The organism is Pseudomonas sp. Z2-11 (assembly GCF_054161305.1).
Window position 1 is genome coordinate 1,411,618 of record NZ_CP096395.1, and the last position, 22,354, is coordinate 1,433,971.

Here is a 22,354-nt window from a genome sequence, read left to right on the forward strand (position 1 = left end):
CGGGCTCATTAATGTCGCGCAGCGTCATCTGGCGTTTCTTGCGTGGAATAAAAATAAAATGAACCAGCCCCAGACCTCCGTAGGCACCTGCCTCGATGTGCAGTCCTTCATCAATGCCCAGCCCATTTCTCGTTACCAATGGCGAGTGGTCATTCTCTGTTTCCTGATCGTTTTCCTCGATGGCCTCGACACCGCGGCCATGGGATTCATCGCCCCGGCGCTTTCCCAGGATTGGGGCATCAACCGGGCCAGCCTTGGCCCGGTGATGAGCGCAGCGCTGATCGGCATGGTATTCGGCGCACTGGGTTCCGGCCCATTGGCTGACCGTTTCGGACGAAAAATCGTATTGGTGGGGGCGGTCGTGTTGTTCGGCGCTTTCAGCCTGGCCTCGGCCTTCTGTACCAACGTCGACCAACTGCTGGTGCTGCGTTTCCTGACCGGCCTGGGATTGGGGGCCGGGATGCCGAATGCCACGACCCTGCTCTCGGAATACACGCCGGAACGCAAGAAGTCCCTGCTGGTCACCAGCATGTTCTGCGGCTTCAACCTGGGTATGGCCGGCGGCGGTTTCATCTCCGCCAAGCTGATACCGGCGTTCGGCTGGCACAGCTTGCTGCTGATCGGCGGCGTGCTGCCGTTGATCCTGGCGGTGGTGCTGGTGTTCTGGCTGCCGGAGTCGGCGCGTTACCTGGTGGTGCGTAACCGTGGTACCGACAAGGTGCGCAAGACCCTGGCGCCGATCGACCCGCCGACCATCGCCCAGGCCGCCAGCTTCAGTGTGCCCGAACAAAAGACCGTAAAAGCGCGCAACGTGCTGGCGGTGATCTTTTCCGGTACCTACAGCGCCGGCACCTTGTTGTTGTGGCTGACGTATTTCATGGGGCTGGTGATCGTCTATCTGCTGACCAGTTGGCTGCCGACGCTGATGCGCGACAGCGGCGCGAGCATGGAGCAGGCGGCGTTCATCGGCGCGCTGTTTCAGTTTGGCGGCGTATTGAGTGCCGTCGGGGTGGGTTGGGCGATGGACCGCTTCAATCCGCACAAGGTCATCGGCATCTTCTACCTGATGGCCGGGATATTTGCCTACGCAGTGGGGCAGAGCCTGGGCAACATTACCTTGCTCGCCACCCTGGTGCTGGTGGCCGGCATGTGCGTCAACGGCGCGCAATCGGCGATGCCGTCCCTGGCGGCGCGGTTCTACCCAACCCAGGGCCGGGCCACGGGGGTGTCGTGGATGCTGGGCATCGGCCGGTTCGGCGGAATTCTTGGCGCGTGGATGGGCGCGACCTTGTTGGGGTTGGGCTGGAACTTCGAACAGGTCCTGACCGCGCTGGTGATTCCAGCGGCATTGGCGACCGCGGCGGTCGTTATCAAAGGCATGGTCAGCCATGCGGATGCGACCTAACTTTTTCTCTGAAGCTGAATCTGCACCTGTGGCGAGGGAGCTTGCTCCCGCCGGGGCGCGAAGCGGCCCTGTTTTTTGGGGGCTGCTTTGCAGCCCAGCGGGAGCAAGCTCCCTCGCCACAGGCCCTGCGTCGTTTCAGGACAGAGTAAATCGATAGCTACGCAACAATCTGTTCGATAAACGAACACTCTGTCGATTATCGGATTGTTTGGCGTTTTTCCCCGGCTTAATCTTCAGTCACCCAGGCGCTGGACCTCGCGCCTCTTTCTTCATGTCGGTCTACTGGAAAACGGGAGCCTGCCCCATGGCTGAAATCCTTTCGCTGCACGACGCGGTGAAGCAGTTCGTCAACGACGGCGATACCGTCGCGCTCGAAGGCTTCACGCACCTGATCCCGACGGCGGCGGGTCATGAAATCATTCGTCAGGGCAAGAAGGACCTGACCCTGGTGCGCATGACGCCTGACCTGATCTACGACCAGTTGATCGGCGCCGGTTGTGCTCGCAAGCTGATTTTTTCCTGGGGCGGCAATCCTGGCGTGGGTTCCTTGCACCGGCTGCGCGATGCGGTCGAAAAGCAATGGCCGCATCCGCTGGAAATCGAGGAGCACAGCCACGCCGACCTGGCCAATGCCTACGTTGCCGGCGCCTCCGGCCTGCCGTTCGCGGTGCTTCGGGCCTACGCCGGCTCCGACCTGCCGAAGGTCAATCCGCTGATCAAGAGCGTCACCTGTCCCTTCACCGGGGAAGTGCTTGCCGCCGTGCCGTCGGTGCGACCGGACATTACCGTGATCCACGCACAGAAGGCCGACCGCAAGGGCAACGTGTTGCTGTGGGGCATCCTCGGTGTGCAGAAAGAAGCGGCCCTGGCGGCCAAGCGTTGCATTGTCACCGTGGAGGAAATCGTCGACGACCTGAACGCGCCGATGAATGCCTGCGTGCTGCCAACCTGGGCCTTGAGCGCGGTATGTCATGTACCGGGTGGCGCGCATCCGTCCTACGCTCACGGCTACACCGAGCGTGACAATCGTTTCTACCAGGCGTGGGATCCTATCGCCCGGGACCGTGAGACATTTACCGCATGGATTGACGAGTACATCCATGGCACCAGGGACTTCAGTGAATTCCAGGCCCGGCTGGCGGCCGCTTCGCAGGTGAAACCATGACCTATTCCACCAATGAGATGATGACTGTCGCCGCGGCCCGTCGGCTGAAGAACAACGCCGTGTGTTTCGTTGGCATCGGCCTGCCGTCGAAAGCGGCCAACCTGGCGCGGCTGACTTCGTCGCCTGATGTCGTCCTGATCTACGAATCCGGTCCGATCGGCGCCAAGCCCAGCGTATTGCCGCTGTCCATCGGCGACGGTGAACTGGCGGAAACCGCAGACACCGTCGTACCCACCGGTGAGATTTTTCGCTACTGGCTTCAGGGCGGGCGCATCGACGTCGGCTTCCTCGGCGCAGCCCAGGTGGACCGTTTCGGCAACATCAACACCACCGTGGTCGGCGATTATCATCAGCCGAAAGTCCGTTTGCCGGGGGCCGGTGGCGCGCCGGAAATTGCCGGCTCGGCGAAAAGTGTGTTGATCATCCTCAAGCAATCGGCGCGTTCGTTTGTCGACAAGCTGGATTTCATCACCTCGGTCGGTCACGGCGAAGGCGGTGATTCGCGCAAGCGCCTGGGCCTGCCGGGCGCTGGCCCCGTAGGGATCATCACTGACCTGTGCATCATGGAACCGGAAGCCGGCAGCCATGAGTTCGTGGTCACTTCGCTGCACCCCGGGGTGACCCGTGAGCAAGTGATTGCCGCCACCGGCTGGGCGATCCGTTTCGCCGACCAGGTGCAGACCACCGCCGAACCGACCGAGGTCGAGTTGCGCGCATTGCGCGACCTTGAGGCCCGTACCGCTGCGGCCCACGGCCAGACTCCAGGAGAAGCCTGAATGCGCGACGTTTTTATCTGTGATGCGATTCGAACCCCCATCGGCCGGTTCGGCGGCAGCCTGTCCGCGGTGCGTGCCGATGACCTGGCGGCCGTGCCGATCAAGGCGCTGATGGAACGCAACCCATCGGTGGACTGGCGCGCGGTGGACGAAGTGTTCCTCGGTTGCGCCAACCAGGCCGGTGAAGACAACCGCAACGTCGCGCGCATGGCCTTGTTGCTGGCCGGTCTGCCGGAGAGCATCCCCGGCGTGACGGTCAACCGCCTCTGCGCCTCGGGCATGGACGCCATCGGCACGGCGTTCCGCGCCATTGCCAGCGGCGAAATGGAGCTGGCCATCGCCGGCGGCGTCGAATCGATGTCCCGCGCACCGTTCGTGATGGGCAAGGCCGACGCGGCGTTTTCACGCAACATGAAGCTGGAGGACACGACCATTGGTTGGCGCTTCATCAACCCGCTGATGAAAGCCCAGTACGGCGTCGATGCAATGCCGCAGACCGCTGATAACGTGGCGGATGACTACGCGGTGTCCCGCGCAGATCAAGACGCCTTTGCCGTGCGCAGCCAGCAGCGTGCGGCGGCGGCCCAGGCGGCGGGATTTTTTGCCGAAGAAATCGTGCCGGTTCGCATCGCCCACAAAAAGGGCGAAACCGTGGTCGAGCAGGACGAGCATCCACGCGCCGACACCACGTTGGAAACCTTGGGCCGACTCAAACCGGTCAACGGCCCCGACAAGACCGTGACCGCCGGCAACGCGTCGGGCGTGAATGACGGGGCGGCGGCGCTGATCCTCGCGTCCGCCGAAGCGGTGAAGAAACACGGCCTGACCCCCAAGGCCAGAGTGCTGGGCATGGCCAGCGCCGGCGTCGCGCCACGGGTGATGGGCATCGGCCCGGTGCCGGCGGTGCGCAAACTGACTGAGCGCCTGGGCCTGGCGGTTGCCGATTTTGACGTGATCGAGCTTAACGAAGCCTTTGCCAGCCAGGGCCTGGCGGTGTTGCGCGATCTTGGGCTGGCGGACGATGCTCCGCACGTCAATCCGAACGGTGGCGCCATCGCCTTGGGCCACCCACTGGGCATGAGCGGGGCGCGGCTGGTGATGACAGCGCTGCATCATCTGGAAAAGACCGGCGGCAAGAAAGGCCTGGCGACCATGTGCGTTGGCGTCGGCCAAGGTCTGGCACTGGCTATCGAACGCGTCTGATGGGTCGTCCTACCAATAAGAAACCGAGGAATGCTGCATGACTGACAAGCCTGGTTACCGTCGCCCTCAAGTGGGCACTCAGCCGGAGTATCTGCACCCGCCATACCAGTCCACCAACCTGCGCTCGCCGTCCAAGCCGTTGGTGTACCTGCCCCATTCATTGTCGGAAATCACCGGGCCGACCGTAGGTGCCGATCGTCTTCAGGAGAAGGACCATGACCTGACCGCCCAGCATGCCGGTGAGCCGCTCGGTGAACGGATCATCATTCACGGGCGCGTGCTCGATGAGCACGGCGAGCCGGTACCGGGCATCCTGATCGAGATCTGGCAGGCCAACGCCGCCGGTCGCTACAACCACGACCGTGACAACCACGATGCGCCGCTGGACCCGAACTTCACCGGCACCGGTCGCACCGTGACCGATGCCGATGGCGGGTATCAGTTCCAGACCATCAAGCCCGGCGCCTATCCGTGGGGCAACCACCACAACGCCTGGCGCCCGGCGCATATCCATTTTTCATTGTTCGGGCCGAGCATCCTGACGCGCCTGGTCACGCAGATGTATTTCCCCGGTGATCCGTTGCTGGAATACGACCCGATCTACAACTGCGTGCCGGACGCCCGTGCCAAGGAACGCTTGATCGCCAGTTTCGACCTGGAAAAAACCATTCCTCACTACGCCCTCGGTTATCGCTGGGACATCGTCTTGCGCGGCCTCGAAGCCACGCCGATGGAGAAATAAGATGACGCTCAACGCCACTACGTCCCACACCGTCGGCCCTTACTACCACATCGGCCTGACGTGGCTGAACCGCGAAGACCTGACCGACGCCCAGACGCTCGGCCAGCGCGTGGCGATCACCGGGCAAGTGATCGACGGCAACGGCCAGTTCGTCAACGACGCCATGCTGGAAGTCTGGCAGGCCAACGCCGCCGGTAAATACGCTCACCCGGAAGACGATCAGGACAAACCGCTGGACCCGCATTTCGACGGTTTCGGCCGGGTGCCGGTGGATGCCGAAGGGCGGTTCCGCTTCACCACCATCAAGCCGGGCACCGTGCCGGGGTTGGGCGGTACGACCCAGGCGCCGCATCTTGTCGTGCTGGTATTCGCTCGCGGGTTGGTCAAGCATCTGTTGACGCGCATCTATTTCGCCGACGAATCCGCCAACGAAGCTGACCCGTTGCTGGCCTGCGTACCCGAGGAGCGTCGCGACACCATCGTGGCCAGGCCCGATGCGTCGGGTGTTTACCAGTGGAACGTGATTCTCCAGGGCACGGATGCCGAGACAGTGTTCTTCGATTACTGAGTGAAAACCCCCGTGGCGAGGGAGCTTGCTCCCGCTGGCTTGCGCAGCAAGCCCATGGCAGGCGACGCGGTGCATCCAAAACAGCGCCGGGCCTGGTTTTGCGACTGCTGCGCAGCCGAGCGGGAGCAAGCTCCCTCGCCACAGGTGGCAAGACTGTGGAACGGGAGTGTTACGAAGTATGTCTAGACTTCGTCAGTCCCCAACGAGTGATTAACCCATGACCACCCCAATCAGCCACTACACCGGCGAAGAACGCAGCAAGCGCATCTTCGCCATCGTCGGTGCCTCATCCGGCAACCTGGTCGAATGGTTCGACTTCTACGTCTATGCGTTCTGCGCGATTTATTTCGCCCCGGCGTTTTTCCCATCGGACAATCCGACGGTGCAACTGGTCAACACGGCGGGGGTATTCGCCGCCGGGTTCCTGATGCGGCCCATTGGCGGCTGGATTTTCGGCCGGGTAGCGGACCGTCACGGGCGCAAGAATTCGATGATGATCTCGGTGATGATGATGTGCTTCGGCTCGTTGCTCATCGCCTGCCTGCCCACCTACAAGGACATCGGCGTCTGGGCGCCGGTGCTGCTGCTGTTCGCTCGCCTGCTGCAAGGCCTGTCGGTGGGCGGCGAGTACGGCACGACCGCGACCTACATGAGCGAAGTCGCCCTCAAGGGGCAACGCGGCTTTTTTGCTTCGTTCCAGTACGTGACGCTGATTGGCGGACAACTTTTGGCAGTGTCGCTGGTGGTGATCCTGCAGCAGTTTCTCAGCGAAGACGAACTGCGCGCTTACGGTTGGCGAATCCCGTTCGTGGTGGGCGCCGCCGCGGCGTTGATTTCCCTGTTCCTGCGCCGGTCCTTGAAGGAAACCACCAGCAAGGAAATGCGCGAAAACAAGGACGCTGGCAGCATCGCCGCGTTGTTTCGCGACCACAAGGCTGCGTTCATCACCGTGCTGGGCTACACCGCCGGCGGTTCGCTGATTTTCTACACCTTCACCACTTACATGCAGAAGTACCTGGTGAACACCGCCGGCCTGCATGCCAAGACCGCCAGTTACATCATGACCGGCGCGCTGTTTCTCTACATGTGCATGCAACCGCTGTTCGGCATGCTCGCAGACAAGATCGGCCGGCGTAACTCCATGCTCTGGTTCGGCGGCCTGGGAGCGTTGTGCACCGTGCCGATCCTGCTGACCCTCAAAGGCACCAGCAACCCGTTCCTGGCGTTTGTCCTGATCACTTTCGCCTTGGCGATCGTCAGCTTCTACACCTCCATCAGCGGTCTGGTGAAAGCCGAAATGTTTCCACCAGAAGTGCGGGCGCTGGGAGTAGGGTTGGCCTATGCGGTGGCGAACGCGATTTTTGGCGGTTCGGCCGAGTACGTTGCCTTGAGCCTGAAAGCCCAGGGCATGGAAAACGCTTTTTATTGGTATGTCACGGTGATGATGGTCGTTGCGTTCCTGTTCAGCTTGCGCCTGCCCAAACAGCCAGCGTATTTGCACCACGACTTGTGAGTGGTACATCTGAGGCTTGTTTGATTCATCGTGGCGAGGGAGCTTGCTCCCGCTTGACCGGGCTGGCGCTCCAGTGCGAAGCGCTCATCTAAGAGGGCTGCTCCGCAGCCCAGCGGGAGCAAGCTCCCTCGCCACAAAAAAAGCTTCCATATATCCCGAAGGACTGTTTATGAGCGAACGACCGGGCAATCAGCTGTTCGATGCCTACTTCACCGCCCGCGACATGCGCGAAGTGTTCTGTGATGCGGGGCGTGTGCAGGCGATGCTCGACTTTGAGGCGGCGCTGGCCCGGGCCGAGGCGCGGGTTGGGCTGATCCCCCAGGAGGCGGTGGCGCCGATCGGGAATGCCTGTCGCGCCCAGCTGTACGATTTTTCGGCGTTGAGCGAAGCGATTGCCAGTGCCGGCAATTCTGCGATCCCGCTGGTCAAGGCGTTGGGCAAGCGCATCGCTGCCGAGAGCGCCGAGGCCGAACGCTACGTGCATCTGGGCGCCACCAGCCAGGACGTGATGGACAGTGGCCTGGTGCTGCAACTGCGCCAGGCGCTCGGACTGATCGAAGGTGAGCTGGCGCAACTGGCTGTCACCCTGGCTCGACAAGCCGAACGTTACGCTGCCACGCCGCTGGCCGGGCGCACCTGGCTGCAACACGCCACGCCGGTCACCCTGGGGATGAAAATCGCCGGCTGGCTGGGGGCGATCACGCGCAGTCGCCAGCGCTTGCGGGAACTCAAGCCGCGCCTGTTGGTACTGCAATTTGGCGGCGCCTCCGGGACCCTCGCCGCCCTGGGGAAGCAGGCGCTGCCGGTGGCCGAAGCCTTGGCCGCCGAGCTGCAACTGAACCTGCCGGAGCAGCCTTGGCACACCCAGCGCGATCGTTTGGTGGAGTTCGGCGCGGTGCTGGGCTTGATCGCCGGCAGCCTGGGCAAACTGGGGCGCGACGTCAGCCTGTTGATGCAGACCGAGGCAGGCGAGGCGTTCGAACCTTCGGCACCGGGCAAGGGCGGTTCGTCGACCATGCCCCACAAGCGCAACCCGGTGGGCGCGGCGGTGTTGATCGGCGCTGCGACGCGGGTGCCCGGCTTGTTGTCGACGCTGTTCAGCGCCATGCCTCAGGAACATGAGCGCAGCCTCGGCCTGTGGCACGCCGAATGGGAAACCCTGCCGGACATCTGCTGCCTGGTGTCCGGCGCGCTGCAACAGGCGCGACTGCTGGCCGAAGGGCTGGAAGTGGATGCGGCGCGCATGGCCCGCAACCTGGAACTGACCCAAGGGCTGGTGCTGGCCGAAGCCGTCAGCATCGTCCTGGCCCAGCGGGTTGGTCGCGACACCGCGCATCATCTGCTGGAGCAATGCTGCAAGCGCGCGGTGGCCGAACAACGGCATTTGCGCGAGGTGCTGGGGGAAGAATCCCAGGTCACCGCGCAGTTATCCGCGAGCGAGCTTGATCATCTGCTCGACCCGGCCCACTACCTCGGACAAGCCCAGGCCTGGGTTGCCCGAGCGGTGGCCGAACACCTTGCCTTGAATGCCTGAAAGGAGATTGTTGTGGGATTGGTCAAACTCGCCGAGGGCGATCTGAGCTATTGTTTTGATGAGCGGCGATTGGACAGGCCGCAGGACGCCCCGGTGCTGGTGCTCTCCAACTCTTTGGGTACCGATTTGCATATGTGGGACGAGCAGGTCGCGGCGTTCAGTGAACACTTTCGGGTCTTGCGTTTCGACACCCGTGGTCACGGCCGGTCGCTGGTCACTGAAGGCCCCTACAGCATCGAACAGCTGGGCCGCGACGTGCTGGCGATGCTTGATGCGCTGGACATCGACAAGGTGCATTTCTGCGGCCTTTCGATGGGTGGCCTGATCGGCCAATGGCTGGGAATCAACGCCGGCGAGCGCCTGCACAAACTGGTGGTGTGCAATACCGCCGCGAAGATTGGCGACCCTTCGATGTGGAACCCGCGCATCGAAACCGTGCTGCGTGATGGCAAGGCGGCGATGGTGGCGTTGCGTGATGCGTCGATTGCCCGCTGGTTCACGCCGGATTTCGCCAAGGCCCATCCGGCGACGGCGGAAAAAATTACCGACATGCTGGCGGCGACCTCGCCCCAAGGCTATGCGGCCAACTGCGCCGCAGTACGCGACGCCGATTTTCGTGAGCAGCTATCACTGATCCGTGTGCCACTGCTGGTGATCGCTGGCACCGAAGATGCCGTGACGCCGCCAGCGGGCGGACGTTTTATCCAAGAGCGGGTCGAGGGTGCCGAATACGCCGAGTTTCATGCCGCGCACTTGTCCAACGTCCAGGCCGGCGCCGCGTTCAGCGCGCGGGTACTGGATTTCCTGCTTGATACTGGCCGCGCCTGAGGAGTTTTTTGTGGACGAGAAACAACGTTACGACGAAGGCATGCAAGTACGCCGCGCAGTGCTGGGCGATGCCCACGTCGACCGCAGCCTCAATGCACTGACCGAATTCAACAGCGAATTCCAGGAGATGATCACCCGCCACGCCTGGGGCGACATCTGGACCCGCCCGGGCCTGCCGCGCCATACCCGCAGCCTGATCACCATCGCCATGCTGATCGGCATGAACCGCAACGAAGAACTCAAGCTGCACCTGCGCGCCGCCGCCAACAACGGCGTGAGCCGCAGCGAGATCAAGGAAGTGATCATGCAGAGCGCCATCTACTGCGGCATCCCGGCGGCCAACGCCACCTTCCACCTGGCCGAATCCGTCTGGGATGAACTGGGCACCGAATCACGAACCTGAGACCACCCCCAATCCCCTGTGGGAGCGAGCCTGCTCGCGAAGGCATAGGTCAGCTCGCATCGATGTTGGATGTGATGACGCCTTCGCGAGCAGGCTCGCTCCCACAATGAATTTATATCGTATGAAGATTCGATGACCACCGAAAATCCGGTGTGGGAGCGAGCCTGCTCGCGAAAGCGGTGGATCAGCTGACATCCATCCCAACTGACCCTCCGCTTCGGCTTCACAACAAGCTGATCGGATAGCTGACAATCAACCGGTTCTCATCGAACTCATTGGTATTGAAGTCCCGGCGCATCGTCGAGTTGCGCCACTTCACGTTGAGACTCTTCAGCGCACCGCTCTGCACGGTATAAGCCAGCTCAGTCTCGCGGCCCCACTCCTTGCCGTCATCGACGGTGGCGGTGTGCACGTTGTCGCCGCTGATGTAGCGGTTCATCAGGGTCAGGCCCGGCACGCCGACGGCGGCGAAGTTGAAGTCATGGCGCAACTGCCAGGATTTTTCCTTGGCGTTGTCGTAGCTGGAGTTGTAGCTGTCGTTCGCCAGGGTCCCGCCGCTGGTGCCGTTGACGCGCATCCAGGCATCATCGCCGCCGACTTTCTGCAGGCCGACGTAGAAGGTGTTGCCACCGTACTTGGCCGAGAGCATGGCGAACGCGGTTTTGTTATCGAGATCGCCGGCCAGGGCGCTGCCATCTTCCTTGCCGGTGAAGTAGCCCAGGTTGGCGCCCAGGGTCCAGTCGCCCATGGGTTGGCTGTGGGTCAGGTTGAAATATTGCTGCTGGTAGATGTCGGACAGTTCCGCGTACCAGACACCGACCTGGGTGCGTTTTTCGTTGAAGGCGTATTCGCCGCCGCCGAAGTTGAAACGGTCGGAAGTGAAGGCACCGCGGCCGTTCATCGACATGTCTTCCATGCTCGCGTCGTTGCGCGGGCTGTTGCCACGGAACTGACCGCCATAGAGGCTCAGGCCGTTGATCTCGGTGGAAGTGACCTGGCCGCCCTGGAAGGTTTGCGGCAGGGAGCGGCCGTCGTCGGAACGCAGGATCGGCAGCACCGGCATCCACTCGCCGACTTTCAATTCAGTCTTCGAGACCTTGGCCTTGAGGGCCACGCCCAAACGACCGAAGTCATCGGCCGGACGACCGTCGTCGTGCACCGGCAGCAACTGCGTGCCGGCGGTGCCACGACCGCCGTCAAGCTTGACCGAGTACAGGCCGAGCACGTCCACGCCGAAACCGACCGTGCCTTGGGTGAAACCGGACTTGGCGTCGAGGATGAAGCTTTGAGTCCATTCCTCGGCTTTGCCTTGGGCGGCGGCGTCGTTGGTGAAGTTGCGGTTGAAGTAGAAGTTACGCAGGTTCAGCGTGGCCTTGGCGTCCTCGACGAATCCCGATTCCGCTGACGACACCGGCAATGCTACGCCGGACAGCGCGACGGCAATGAGGCTGGGGAAAACTTGCTGTGTGGGTTTCATGGGCGTGTCTCTTGTTTTTCTATGGACGAAGCGAGTCGTTGCCGCAACCCTTGGGTTGCAGGCAGTACGGTGGGGCTGGACGGTTAAAGTGGCTGAGGATCAGCCGGACGGTGCAGGGCGTAGGAGCATGGCGTCGAACCTGTTGTTATTGGTTTTGTGCGAGCGATGGTGAAGGGCCGCCCGGGATCGGTTCAATTGAGATTTGCGGCTTTCGGGCGATTATCGAACGGCAAAACAAACACAATTCCCTGTGGGAGCAGTGTACGCAGATTTGACGAGCGCAGACGACTCGGGTGGGAGCGAGCCTGCTCGCGAAGACGTTGGCACAATATCAGTGCAAGCCGATCCAATACTTTCGCGAGCAGGCTCGCTCCCACATTGGAATTTGTGTTGGGCAGGGAATCAGGCGCAAACAAAAAGCCCACCTTTCGGTGGGCTTCATGTTTCAGCGCATCAAATCAAAACAACTTTGTCTCCGGCGCTTTCTCCGCGATCGGTTCGCGCTTGCCCGTCTCGGCATTCCAGCCGCCGCCCAGGGCCTTGTACAAATTGACCTCGCTGGTCAGTTGCGCAAGGCGATCGGTGATCAGCGATTGCTGCGCGCTGAACAACTGGCGCTGGGCGTCGAGGAAAGTCAGGTTGCTGTCGACGCCGATACGGTAGCGACGCTCGGCCAGGCGGTAGTAGTCCTGGTTGGCGGCGACGAAGTCGGTCTGTGCCTGCAACTGTTCGTTGTAGGTCTGACGCGCGGCCAGGCCGTCGGAGACTTCCTGGAACGCGGTCTGGATCGACTGCTCATACTGCGCGACGTTGATGTCTTTCTGGATCTTCGCGTAATCCAGGCTTGCCCGCAGGCTGCCGGCGTTGAAGATCGGCAAGTTGATCTGCGGAGCGAAGGTCCAGGTGCCCGAGCCGCCCTTGAACAGGCCGGACAGGTCCGGGCTGAGGGTGCCGGCATTGGCCGTCAGGCTGATGCTTGGGAAGAACGCGGCCCGCGCGGCGCCGATATTGGCGTTGGCGGCGAGCAGGTTGCGTTCGGCCTGGAGGATGTCCGGGCGCCGTTGCAGCAGGTCCGAGGGCAAGCCGGGTGGCACTTCGCTGAGCAGGTCGGCGCTCAGCGGTTGTGTCTGCAGGTTGGCCGGCAGGCCGGTGCCCAGCAGCAGGGTCAGGCTATTTTCGTCCTGGGCCACCTGGCGGGTGTAGCGGGCCAGTTGCACGCGGGCGTTTTCCACCGCCGTACGGGCTTGGCTCAAGTCCAGGGCCGAGGCCACGCCGACTTCGGCGCTGCGCGAGGTCAGCTTCAGGCTTTGCTCATAGGTGCCGAGGGTATCCTGGGTCAACTTGAGCAGTTCCTTGTCGGCCTGCCAGGTCAGGTAAGCGTTGGCGACGTTGGCCACCAGGCTGATCTGGGTGCTGCGGCGGGCTTCTTCGGTGGCGAAGTAGCTTTGCAACGCTTGCTCGCTCAGGCTGCGGACGCGACCGAACAGGTCCAGTTCGTAGGCGCTGATCCCCAGTGTCGCCGAGTAGGAGCTGCTGATTGCCGCTTCACCGGTTTGCGAGGCCCGTGCCGGCACCCGCTGGCGGTTGCCGGAGCCGGTGGCCGAGACCGCCGGGAACAGGTCGGCGCGCTGGATGCGGTACTGCGCGGCGTAGGCGTCGATGTTCAGCGCCGCGACGCGCAGGTCGCGGTTGTTTTCCAGGGCGACCTGGATCAGCTGTTGCAGTGCCGGATCGTGGAAGAACTGTTTCCAGCCCTGCTCGGCGGCGGCCTGGCCGGGTGCTTTGGCCGGCTCATAGGCCGGCCCTTGCGGGTACTGCGCCGCGACCGGTGCTTCGGGCCGCTGATAGTCGGGAATCAGCGAGCATCCGCTGAGCACGACGGCGGCGATGGTCAGGGAAAGTAGCGACTTGCTCATTGGCCAGCCTCTTTAGAAGTTTCAGGAGTGTGGTCCTGGTCGATATTTTTACGCCGACCGATTGACGACACCGTCACGAAGAACAATGGCACCCAGAAGATTGCCAGGATGGTCGCGGTGAGCATACCGCCAATCACGCCGGTACCGATGGCGTGCTGGCTGCCCGAGCCGGCGCCGGTGGAAATGGCCAGCGGGACGACGCCGAGGACGAACGCCAGGGACGTCATGATGATCGGCCGCAGACGCATCCTGCAGGCTTCGATCGCGGCCTCCACCAGGGTCCGTCCCTGTTCGTGTAGTTCCTTGGCGAACTCGACGATCAGGATGGCGTTTTTCGCCGCCAGGCCGATGGTCGTCAACAGACCCACCTGGAAGTACACGTCGTTGGACAGGCCGCGCAGGCTGGTGGCCAGCAGGGCACCGATGATCCCCAGCGGCACCACGAGCATGACCGCGATCGGAATCGACCAGCTTTCATACAGCGCCGCCAGGCAGAGGAATACCATCAGCAGCGAGAGCGCGTACAGAGCCGGCGCCTGGGAACCCGACAGGCGTTCCTCGTACGACAGGCCGGTCCAGGAGATGCCGACACCCGCCGGCAACTTCTGCGCAATGGCCTCGACTTCGGCCATCGCTTCACCCGTGGAGTAACCTGGCGCCGGAGCACCGAGGACTTCCATCGCTTCCACGCCGTTGTAACGGGCCAGTTTCGGCGAACCGTAGGTCCACTCGCCCTTGGCGAAGGCGCTGAACGGCACCATGGTCCCGGCGCTGTTGCGCACGTACCATTTGTTCAGGTCCTCCGGGCTCATGCGTGCGTCCGGTCGGCCTTGAACGTAGACGCGTTTCACCCGACCACGGTCGATGAAGTCATTGACATAGTTACTGCCGAGGGCAATCGACAGCGTATTGTTGATGTCCGAAAGGGTGATGCCCAGGGCACTGGCCTTCTCGTCATCGATGTCCAACTGGTACTGGGGCTCGTCGTTGAGACCGTTCGGACGCACCTGGGTCAGGACCTTGCTCTGCGAAGCCATGCCCAGAAACTGGTTGCGAGCCTCCATCAGCTTTTCGTGACCGATGCCGGCGCGGTCCTGCAGGAACACGTCGAAACCGGTGGCGTTACCCAATTCCATCACCGCTGGCGGAGCGAAGGCAAACACCATCGCGTCGCGGAACGTGAAGAAGTGCTGCTGGGCGCGGCCAGCGATCTTGAATACGGTGTTGTCGGCGTTTCGCTCTTCCCACGGCTTGAGCATGATGAACGCCATGCCGGAGCTCTGGCCACGACCGGCGAAGTTGAAGCCGGTCACGGTAAACACCGAGGCCACGCCATCCCCTTCACCGCCGTCCTTGCTCGGACGCAGCAGGAACTCACGCATCTTGTCCACGACCACCTGGGTGCGCTCGGCACTGGAGCCGGCCGGTGTCTGCACCTGGGCGAACAACACGCCCTGGTCTTCTTCCGGCAGGAACGCGGTGGGGATGCGGGTGAACAGCCAGACCATGCCGACCAGAATGATCACGTAGGCCAGCAGGTACGGGGCCTTGTGCTTGAGCATGTTGCCCACGCCACGCTCGTAGCTGCGGACGCCACGGTCGAAGTTGCGGTTGAACCAGCCGAAGAAGCCGCGTTTCGGCGTGCCGTGCTCTCCCTTGGGGATTGGCTTGAGCATGGTGGCGCACAGGGCCGGGGTGAAGATCAGGGCAACCAGCACCGACAGCGCCATGGCCGAGACGATGGTGATGGAGAACTGTTTGTAGATCACGCCGGTGGAGCCGCCGAAGAACGCCATCGGCAGGAGTACCGCCGACAGCACCAGGGCGATACCCACCAGGGCGCCCTGGATCTGGCCCATGGATTTCTTGGTCGCTTCCTTGGGCGACAGGCCTTCTTCGCTCATCACCCGTTCGACGTTTTCCACCACCACGATGGCATCGTCCACCAGCAAGCCGATGGCCAACACCATGCCGAACATGGTCAGGGTGTTGATGCTGAAACCGAACGCGGCGAGGATCCCGAAAGTACCCAGCAGTACCACCGGCACCGTCATCGTGGTGATGATGGTGGCGCGGAAGTTCTGCAGGAACAGGAACATCACCAGGAACACCAGCGCGACCGCTTCGATCAGGGTTTCAATCACGCCCTTGATCGATTCGCTCACCACTGGCGTGGTGTCGTACGGGAACACCACCTCCAGGCCTTGCGGGAAGAATGGCTTGAGATCATCGACGGTCTGGCGCAGGGCCTTGGCCGTGTCGAGGGCGTTGGCACCGGTCGCCAGTCGCACCGCCAGGCCGGAGGCCGGCAAGCCGTTGAACTGAGCGTTGATACTGTAGTTTTCGCCGCCCAGGGCCACATCGGCGACATCGCCGACGCGCACTTGCGAGCCGTCCGGGTTGACCTTGAGCAGGATCGCCTTGAACTGCTCGGCGGTCTGCAGGCGGGTCTTGCCGATGATGGTGGCGTTCAATTGCTGGCCGGGCAGGGCAGGCAGGCCGCCGAGCTGGCCGGACGCGACCTGGACGTTCTGCGCGGAAACCGCGTTGCTCACATCCACCGGGGTCAGGTTGAATTTGTTCAACTTGGCCGGGTCGAGCCAGATCCGCATGGCGTACTGGGCACCGAAGACCTGGAAGTCGCCGACGCCCTTGGTGCGCGAGATCGGGTCCTGCATGTTCGACACGATGTAGTTGGACAGGTCCTCACGAGTCATGCTGCCATCGCGCGAGACCACGCCGATCACCATCAGGAAGTTTCTCACCGACTTGGTCACGCGGATGCCTTGTTGCTGCACTTCCTGCGGCAACAGCGGAGTGGCCAGGTTCAGCTTGTTCTGCACCTGGACCTGCGCGGTATCGGAGTTGGTGCCTTGCTCGAAGGTTGCGGTGATGGTCATGCTGCCGTCGGAGTTACTTTCCGACGACACATAACGCAGGTTGTCGATGCCGTTGAGCTGTTGCTCGATGACCTGCACCACGGTGTCCTGCACGGTTTGTGCGGATGCACCCGGGTAGGTCACCTGGATCGCAATGGCCGGCGGCGCGATGCTCGGGTACTGGTTGATCGGCAACTTGAGGATCGATAGGGCTCCGACCAGCATGATCACCAGGGCAATCACCCAGGCGAAGATCGGACGGTCGATAAAGAATTTCGACATGGTTTACTCCCCTTTGCCGCCGGCGGCTTTGTCAGCTGCCTGAGCGGGGGCCGGGTTCTTTGCGTCGACGTTGGTGGCTTCGGTGGCTTTGACTTCAACCCCTGGCCGTACGTACTGCAACCCTTCGGTGATCAGGCGATCACCGGCCTTGAGGCCGTCTTCGATCAGCCACTGGCTGCCGACGGTACGGCTGGCCTTGAGCTGACGCAGTTCGACCTTGTTGTCCGCGCCCACGACCATCGCAGTCGGCGTACCCTTGAGGTCGCGGGTCACGCCTTGCTGCGGCGCCAGGATTGCGGCGCTGTTCACGCCGGCCTGCAGCTGCGCGTGGACAAACATGCCCGGCAGCAACGTGTGCTCAGGGTTGGGGAACACGGCGCGCAAGGTCACGGAACCGGTGGTCTGATCGACCGAGACTTCAGAGAACTCCAGCTTGCCTTCATGGGGATACTGGCTGCCGTCTTCCAGCGTCAGCTTGACCATGGCGGCATTATCGCCAGCCTTCTGCAAGCGACCACTTTCCAGCTCACGGCGCAGGTTCAGCAGCTCGACGGAACTCTGTGTCACGTCGACGTAGATCGGATCGAGTTGCTGGATGGTCGCCAGGGCGTCGGTCTGGCCATTGCTCACCAGCGCACCCTCGGTGACCGAGGAGCGCCCGATGCGACCGGAAATCGGCGCGTAGACCTTGGTGTAGCGCACGTTGATCTGGGCCGTCTGCAGGTTCGCTTCCGACTCAAGGCGGTTGGCCACGGCGGTGTCGTACTCCTGGCGGCTGACCGCCTGCTCGTCGACCAGTTGCTTGTAGCGATCGGCAATCGACTTGGTGGATCGCAGGTTGGCCTCGGCGCTCTTGAGGTTCGCTTCATAGACGGCCGGGTCGATCTGGTACAGCTGCTGGCCGGCCTTGACGTCGGCGCCTTCCTTGAACAGGCGCTTGAGGATGATGCCGTTGACCTGCGGACGCACTTCGGCGACGCGGAACGCACTGGTGCGGCCCGGCAATTCGGAGGTCAGGGTAAAAGGCTGAGTCTTGAGGGTTACGACGCCGACCTGAGGAGGGGGAGGGGCAGGGGCAGCCTCTTCCTTGTTGCATCCGCTGAGCAGCGATGCCAGGGCGATGGCAGTGACCAGAGCGGTAACAGCTGGCTTGAATTGCATGGAAATCCTCGGGTCCAGGCGCGCAACAGGCGCACTCGAAAAGTGGAAGGTTAAAAAATGAGCATTATTCAATTAATAGGTTGCTAAGAAATATACTTACGTACATGGTTGTTTGTAAACAGCCAAATTGCGTACCATCCGTATTTACAAAAGCCTGACAAAGGCCGATGCAGTCCGGGGACGCGTTCCGACAGGCGCTGCCTCATAGGTTATCCAACCGATCCTTACGCATTGCTTACGCATCCTGATTGAGGTGTTTACTGCCATGGTACGTCGTACCAAAGAAGAAGCCCTGGAGACTCGCAGCCAGATCCTTGAAGCGGCCGAAAAGGCCTTCTTCGAGCGCGGCGTGGCGCGAACGACGCTGGCCGACATCGCGACGCTGGCCGGTGTGACGCGTGGTGCGATCTACTGGCATTTCAGCAACAAGGCGGATTTGCTCCAGGCCATGCTCGATACCTTGCATGAGCCGCTCGATGAGCTGGCCCGCGCCAGCGAAAGCGAGGAGGAACTCGACCCGCTGGGGTGCGTGCGCAAGCTGCTGGTGAGGTTGTTCCAGCAGGTGGCCCTGGACCCGAAAACCCGCCGCATTAATGAGATTCTGTTCCATAAGTGCGAATTCACCGATGAAATGTGCGACCTGCGCCAGCAGCGGCGCGAGGTCAGCCTCGACTGTAACGTGCGTATCGCGCTGTCCTTGCGCAATGCTATGAAACGCGGGCAGATGCCAAATGACCTGGATCCCGAGAGAGCTGCGGTGGCTATCCATGCCTATATCGACGGGATCCTGTATCAGTGGCTGCTGGCGCCGGACAGCTTCGCCCTGGCCGGTGAGGCCGAGCGCTGGGTGGATATCGGGTTGGACATGCTGCGCCTGAGCCCTAACCTGCGCAAATGAAACAAAATGCGTAATTGAGTCGGTTTATGTCAATAGCTCATTCGGACGGCCCTGACGGAATGGTTCCGGGTTCGGGGCACTTTATATACGTAGTGCTGATTCGTTGACAGTCAGCACACGCGTTACTTTGTAGGAAAATTGTGTTTGGTCCGGCAAGCGAGCCCCGTCAGGGCGTAATGCCGGCGCAACAGGCAGATTTCCAGGCGCTCGGGTAACAAGTGTTCAGCCCAGCGTCACCTCCATGGTAAAGCTATAAGGGTCTGTGTTCAGCGCACGAGTAATATGGGCAGTGCAGTTGATTGGGGTGGTGCCGATAGACATAATTTTACATATCCGCACTGGCGTCACGGTCGGCGCGAAAAGCCCGAACGAAGTGTCAACGCGCAAACCAAACTCAACGAAAGCTCCCACCGTCATTCCGCCGAATTGAATACAGTGGTGGTATATGTCCTTGCTGCGAGAGCCTGGGTTTCGAACGTAGCGGAAGTCTTGACCATAGACGCTGATACCTCCCGAGGGAAGTTGCAAGGTGGCGAGGTTGTCGGCGCTCAGGCCAAGCGTGTTTTTATTGGCATCAAGGTCGTGCTCGGTATTGTTGACGACTTTCATGATGAATCGTGTTGAGTGAGCGGGCGCCTTGGCAGATTCCAACGCCTGGATCTGCCTGTCGTAGTGTTCGTGGTACGCTTGTTCTTCAGCGGAATCGTTTGGTTTTGTATCTGCTGGGTTTTCTGGAAAGTTATTCATATTGCTCTCTTTGCTTGAGATAGTTGATGTTTGATCGTCGCTAATTTACTCGTGACGACCAGAGGCAATATGAATGATTGAAGTTTTATTTAGAACTTTTAGATGTCGACGAAATGTTTAAACAAAAAGCCCCGCTGTGCAAAGGCGGGGCTTTTTGTTTGCGGCGGGTTAATTACATGACTGGATAGTCGATATACCCCACCGGTCCTTTGCCATAGAAGGTTTCCGGGTGAGGTTCGTTCAGCGGTGCATCGGCTTTCAAGCGTGCCGGCAGGTCCGGGTTGGCAATGAACGGCACGCCGAACGCCACGGCGTCAGCCTTGCCTTCCGCCAGCCAGGCATTGGCACTCTCTTTGGTGAAGCGCTCATTGGCAATGTACGGGCCGCCGAACGCTTGCTTCAGTTGCGGGCCGATGCTGTCCGCGCCTTCTTTCTCGCGCGAGCAGATGAAGGCGATGCCACGCTTGCCCAGTTCGCGGGCCACATAGCTGAAGGTTTCCAGGCGGTTTTCGTCGCCCATGTCATGGGAATCGGCGCGCGGCGCCAGGTGCACGCCCACTCGGCCGGGGCCCCAGACTTCGATTGCCGCGTCAGTCACTTTCAGCAGCAGGCGAGCACGGTTTTCCAGGGAGCCGCCGTAGTTGTCGGTGCGCTGGTTGGTGCTGCTTTGCAGGAATTGGTCGAGCAGGTAGCCGTTGGCACCATGGATTTCCACGCCATCAAACCCGGCGGCCTTGGCGTTTTCGGCACCCACGCGGTAGGCATCGACGATGTCGGCGATTTCCGCGGTTTCCAATGCGCGCGGCGTCGGGTAGTCGGCCAGCGGACGTACCAGGCTCACATGCCCCTTGGGCTGGATGGCGCTCGGAGCGACCGGAAGCTCACCGTCCAGGTAGGACGGGTGGGAAATCCGGCCGACGTGCCAGAGCTGCAGGAAAATCTTGCCGCCGGCGCCGTGGATGGCTTTGGTCACGTTGGCCCAGCCGCGTACCTGGTCGTTGGACCAGATGCCTGGGGTATCGGGGTAGCCCACGCCCATCGGCGTCACCGAAGTGGCTTCGCTGAGGATCAGCCCGGCGGAGGCGCGTTGCACGTAATACTCGGCCATCAGCGCGTTGGGTACTCGGCCTGCGTCAGCGCGGCAGCGGGTGAGAGGGGCCATGATGATGCGGTTTTTCAGCTCGATGTCACCGAGTTTGATGGGGTCGAAAATTGTCGCCATGAAATGCAACCTCGCAAGTGAAGGGTTAAAAATCAGTGAGTGGCAGGGGCCAGGTCGGCATTGCCGCCCTGGCGAAAAGTGATCAGGGTTACCAGCAGCGCCAGCACGGCCAGCGCGCCGGCGGCCAGGGGCACGGCTGTCAGGCCCAGGCCATGGTCGATGACACTGCCGCCGACCCAGGCACCCAAGGCATTGCCAATGTTGAAGGCACCGATGTTCAGGGTGGACACCAGGTTTGGCGCGGCTTTGCCGAAGGTCACCACGTTGACTTGCAAGGCCGGCACGGCGGCGAAGCAGGCGGTGGCCCAGAGGAACAGGGTGATTTCAGTCGGGATCAGCGCCACGCTGGTCCAGCTCAATACCGTGGACACCAGCGCCATGGTCAAAAAGACGCCCATCAGCGTGTTCGCCAGGCTCTTGTCCGCCAGCTTGCCGCCGATGATGTTGCCAAGCGTCAGGCCGAGGCCGATCAGGACCAGGGTCCAGGTCACGCCACGGGGCGAAACGCCGGTGACTTCGCCGAGCAGGGGGGCGACGTAGGTAAACAGCGTGAACACCGAGGCGGAGAACAACGCAGTCATGCTCAGCGACAGCCACAGGCCTGCGCCCTTGAGCGCCACCAGCTCGGCACGCATGTCGAGTTTTTCCTCGTCGCGCTTGGCCGGCAGGAAGCGGATCAGGCCGATCAGGGCGATCACACCGATGACCGTCACGGCCCAGAAGGTCGAGCGCCAGCCGGCCTGTTGGCCCAGTGCGGTGCCCAGCGGTACGCCGAGCACGTTGGCCAGGGTCAGGCCAGTGAACATCAGGGCCACGGCCGAAGCGCGCTTGTTCGGCGCCACCAGGCCGGCCGCCACCACCGAGCCGATGCCGAAGAACGCACCGTGACACAGGGCAGTAACGACCCGGGCGAACATCAGTACGTTGTAGTCGCTGGCGACGGCGCAGAGCAGGTTGCCGACTATGAAAATCCCCATCAGCGCCACCAGCGCAGCCTTGCGCGGCAGCCGCGCGGTGGCCATTGCCATGAACGGCGCACCGATGGCCACGCCCAGCGCATAGCCGGTCACCAGCCAGCCGGCGCCGGGAATCGATACGCCGAGGTCCGCCGCCACATCGGGCAACAGGCCCATGATGACGAATTCCGTCGTGCCGATGGCGAAGGCGCTGAGCGCTAGGATCAAGAGTGAAAGGGGCATTTCGAATCCTTGTCAGGTCAGAGCTCTTGGCTCATTTGCTTGAGGAATTGCTGGATCACATCCTCGTTGCGTTTGAAGAAGTGCCATTGACCGACCTTCTGGCTGGTGATCAACCCCGCCCGCTGCAACACCGCCAGATGCGCCGAAACCGTGGACTGCGAAAGGCCGCAGCGCTGATCGATCTGGCCGGCGCAAATGCCGAATTCATGGTTGTGCAACTGTTCGGGAAACTGGACCTTGGGGTCCTTGAGCCAGTTGAGGATGTCTCGCCGTACTGGGTGCGCCAGGGCTTTTATTATTTCGTCGAGGTCGAGGGTCATTGGGGCAGCTCTTATGTATAACGCTATATCGCGATGAGGCGAACCTTAAATCGTTGCTTCGCGATATACCAATATGTATTTGATCTGAGGGACGAACAAATCGCTATATCGGGTTA

Annotated in this window: 19 protein-coding genes; 11 read left to right on the forward strand and 8 right to left on the reverse strand. The window is 61.8% G+C overall.

Annotated elements, in window-relative coordinates; genetic code table 11:
• Window positions 1-58 precede the first annotated feature (58 nt).
• The 10 genes from M1E16_RS06205 (at window position 59) to pcaC (ending at window position 10,137) form a co-directional block, all read left to right on the forward strand.
• A complete protein-coding gene (locus M1E16_RS06205) occupies window positions 59-1,405 on the forward strand; it encodes an aromatic acid/H+ symport family MFS transporter (protein WP_458129434.1) in 1,347 nt (448 codons plus the stop codon).
• Between the two features lie 304 nt (window positions 1,406-1,709).
• Window positions 1,710-2,570, forward strand: a complete 861-nt coding sequence (locus M1E16_RS06210) for a CoA transferase subunit A (protein WP_434569545.1) — start codon at window positions 1,710-1,712, stop codon at window positions 2,568-2,570.
• Window positions 2,567-3,346, forward strand: coding sequence for a CoA-transferase subunit beta (locus M1E16_RS06215; protein ID WP_420764441.1), 780 nt, complete (start codon window positions 2,567-2,569; stop codon window positions 3,344-3,346). The genes M1E16_RS06210 and M1E16_RS06215 overlap by 4 nt, the downstream gene beginning before the upstream one ends.
• Window positions 3,347-4,549: a 3-oxoadipyl-CoA thiolase gene (pcaF, locus tag M1E16_RS06220; RefSeq protein ID WP_458129435.1), complete on the forward strand. Its 1,203-nt coding sequence runs from the start codon at window positions 3,347-3,349 to the stop codon at window positions 4,547-4,549.
• Window positions 4,550-4,586: 37 nt separating this feature from the next.
• Window positions 4,587-5,291 (forward strand): protocatechuate 3,4-dioxygenase subunit beta, encoded by a 705-nt coding sequence (pcaH, locus tag M1E16_RS06225; RefSeq protein ID WP_458129436.1) that lies wholly within the window; start codon window positions 4,587-4,589, stop codon window positions 5,289-5,291.
• 1 nt (window position 5,292) lies between these two features.
• On the forward strand, window positions 5,293-5,859 hold the full coding sequence (gene pcaG / locus M1E16_RS06230; protein WP_458129437.1) for a protocatechuate 3,4-dioxygenase subunit alpha: 567 nt from the start codon (window positions 5,293-5,295) through the stop codon (window positions 5,857-5,859).
• 217 nt (window positions 5,860-6,076) lie between these two features.
• Window positions 6,077-7,372: an MFS family transporter gene (locus M1E16_RS06235; RefSeq protein ID WP_434625601.1), complete on the forward strand. Its 1,296-nt coding sequence runs from the start codon at window positions 6,077-6,079 to the stop codon at window positions 7,370-7,372.
• 169 nt (window positions 7,373-7,541) lie between these two features.
• On the forward strand, window positions 7,542-8,906 hold the full coding sequence (locus M1E16_RS06240) for a 3-carboxy-cis,cis-muconate cycloisomerase (RefSeq protein WP_458129438.1): 1,365 nt from the start codon (window positions 7,542-7,544) through the stop codon (window positions 8,904-8,906).
• A gap of 12 nt (window positions 8,907-8,918) precedes the next feature.
• Window positions 8,919-9,734, forward strand: a complete 816-nt coding sequence (gene pcaD / locus M1E16_RS06245; RefSeq protein ID WP_458129439.1) for a 3-oxoadipate enol-lactonase — start codon at window positions 8,919-8,921, stop codon at window positions 9,732-9,734.
• Between the two features lie 10 nt (window positions 9,735-9,744).
• The gene (gene pcaC, locus M1E16_RS06250) at window positions 9,745-10,137 is read left to right on the forward strand and encodes a 4-carboxymuconolactone decarboxylase (protein ID WP_305496270.1); all 393 of its coding nucleotides are present in this window, start codon (window positions 9,745-9,747) and stop codon (window positions 10,135-10,137) included.
• A 223-nt stretch (window positions 10,138-10,360) separates the two neighbouring features.
• Here pcaC and M1E16_RS06255 read toward each other — a convergent pair whose 3' ends face one another.
• The 4 genes from M1E16_RS06255 to M1E16_RS06270 all read right to left on the reverse strand — a co-directional run bounded on the left by M1E16_RS06255 (window position 10,361) and on the right by M1E16_RS06270 (window position 17,852).
• Window positions 10,361-11,614 carry an OprD family porin gene (locus tag M1E16_RS06255; RefSeq protein ID WP_458129440.1) on the reverse strand — a complete coding sequence of 418 codons (1,254 nt, stop codon included), beginning with the start codon at window positions 11,612-11,614 and terminating at the stop codon, window positions 10,361-10,363.
• 458 nt (window positions 11,615-12,072) lie between these two features.
• Window positions 12,073-13,530: an AdeC/AdeK/OprM family multidrug efflux complex outer membrane factor gene (gene adeC / locus M1E16_RS06260; RefSeq protein WP_434625594.1), complete on the reverse strand. Its 1,458-nt coding sequence runs from the start codon at window positions 13,528-13,530 to the stop codon at window positions 12,073-12,075.
• A complete protein-coding gene (gene emhB / locus M1E16_RS06265) occupies window positions 13,527-16,691 on the reverse strand; it encodes an efflux RND transporter permease subunit EmhB (RefSeq protein ID WP_434653431.1) in 3,165 nt (1,054 codons plus the stop codon). Before emhB ends, adeC begins: the two co-directional genes overlap by 4 nt.
• 3 nt (window positions 16,692-16,694) lie before the next feature.
• A complete protein-coding gene (locus M1E16_RS06270) occupies window positions 16,695-17,852 on the reverse strand; it encodes an efflux RND transporter periplasmic adaptor subunit (RefSeq protein WP_434569534.1) in 1,158 nt (385 codons plus the stop codon).
• Window positions 17,853-18,117: 265 nt separating this feature from the next.
• Between M1E16_RS06270 and M1E16_RS06275 the strand changes: the two genes are divergently transcribed.
• A complete protein-coding gene (locus tag M1E16_RS06275) occupies window positions 18,118-18,750 on the forward strand; it encodes a TetR family transcriptional regulator (protein ID WP_434653428.1) in 633 nt (210 codons plus the stop codon).
• Between the two features lie 222 nt (window positions 18,751-18,972).
• Here M1E16_RS06275 and M1E16_RS06280 read toward each other — a convergent pair whose 3' ends face one another.
• The 4 genes from M1E16_RS06280 to M1E16_RS06295 form a co-directional block, all read right to left on the reverse strand.
• The gene (locus M1E16_RS06280; RefSeq protein WP_458129441.1) at window positions 18,973-19,497 is read right to left on the reverse strand and encodes a hypothetical protein; all 525 of its coding nucleotides are present in this window, start codon (window positions 19,495-19,497) and stop codon (window positions 18,973-18,975) included.
• A 172-nt stretch (window positions 19,498-19,669) separates the two neighbouring features.
• Window positions 19,670-20,719: an alkene reductase gene (locus M1E16_RS06285; RefSeq protein ID WP_458129442.1), complete on the reverse strand. Its 1,050-nt coding sequence runs from the start codon at window positions 20,717-20,719 to the stop codon at window positions 19,670-19,672.
• Window positions 20,720-20,751: 32 nt separating this feature from the next.
• Window positions 20,752-21,918, reverse strand: coding sequence for an MFS transporter (locus M1E16_RS06290; RefSeq protein WP_305496263.1), 1,167 nt, complete (start codon window positions 21,916-21,918; stop codon window positions 20,752-20,754).
• Between the two features lie 17 nt (window positions 21,919-21,935).
• Entirely contained in the window at window positions 21,936-22,238 is a 303-nt protein-coding gene (locus M1E16_RS06295) for an ArsR/SmtB family transcription factor (protein WP_014336977.1), read from the reverse strand.
• Window positions 22,239-22,354: the final 116 nt, after the last annotated feature.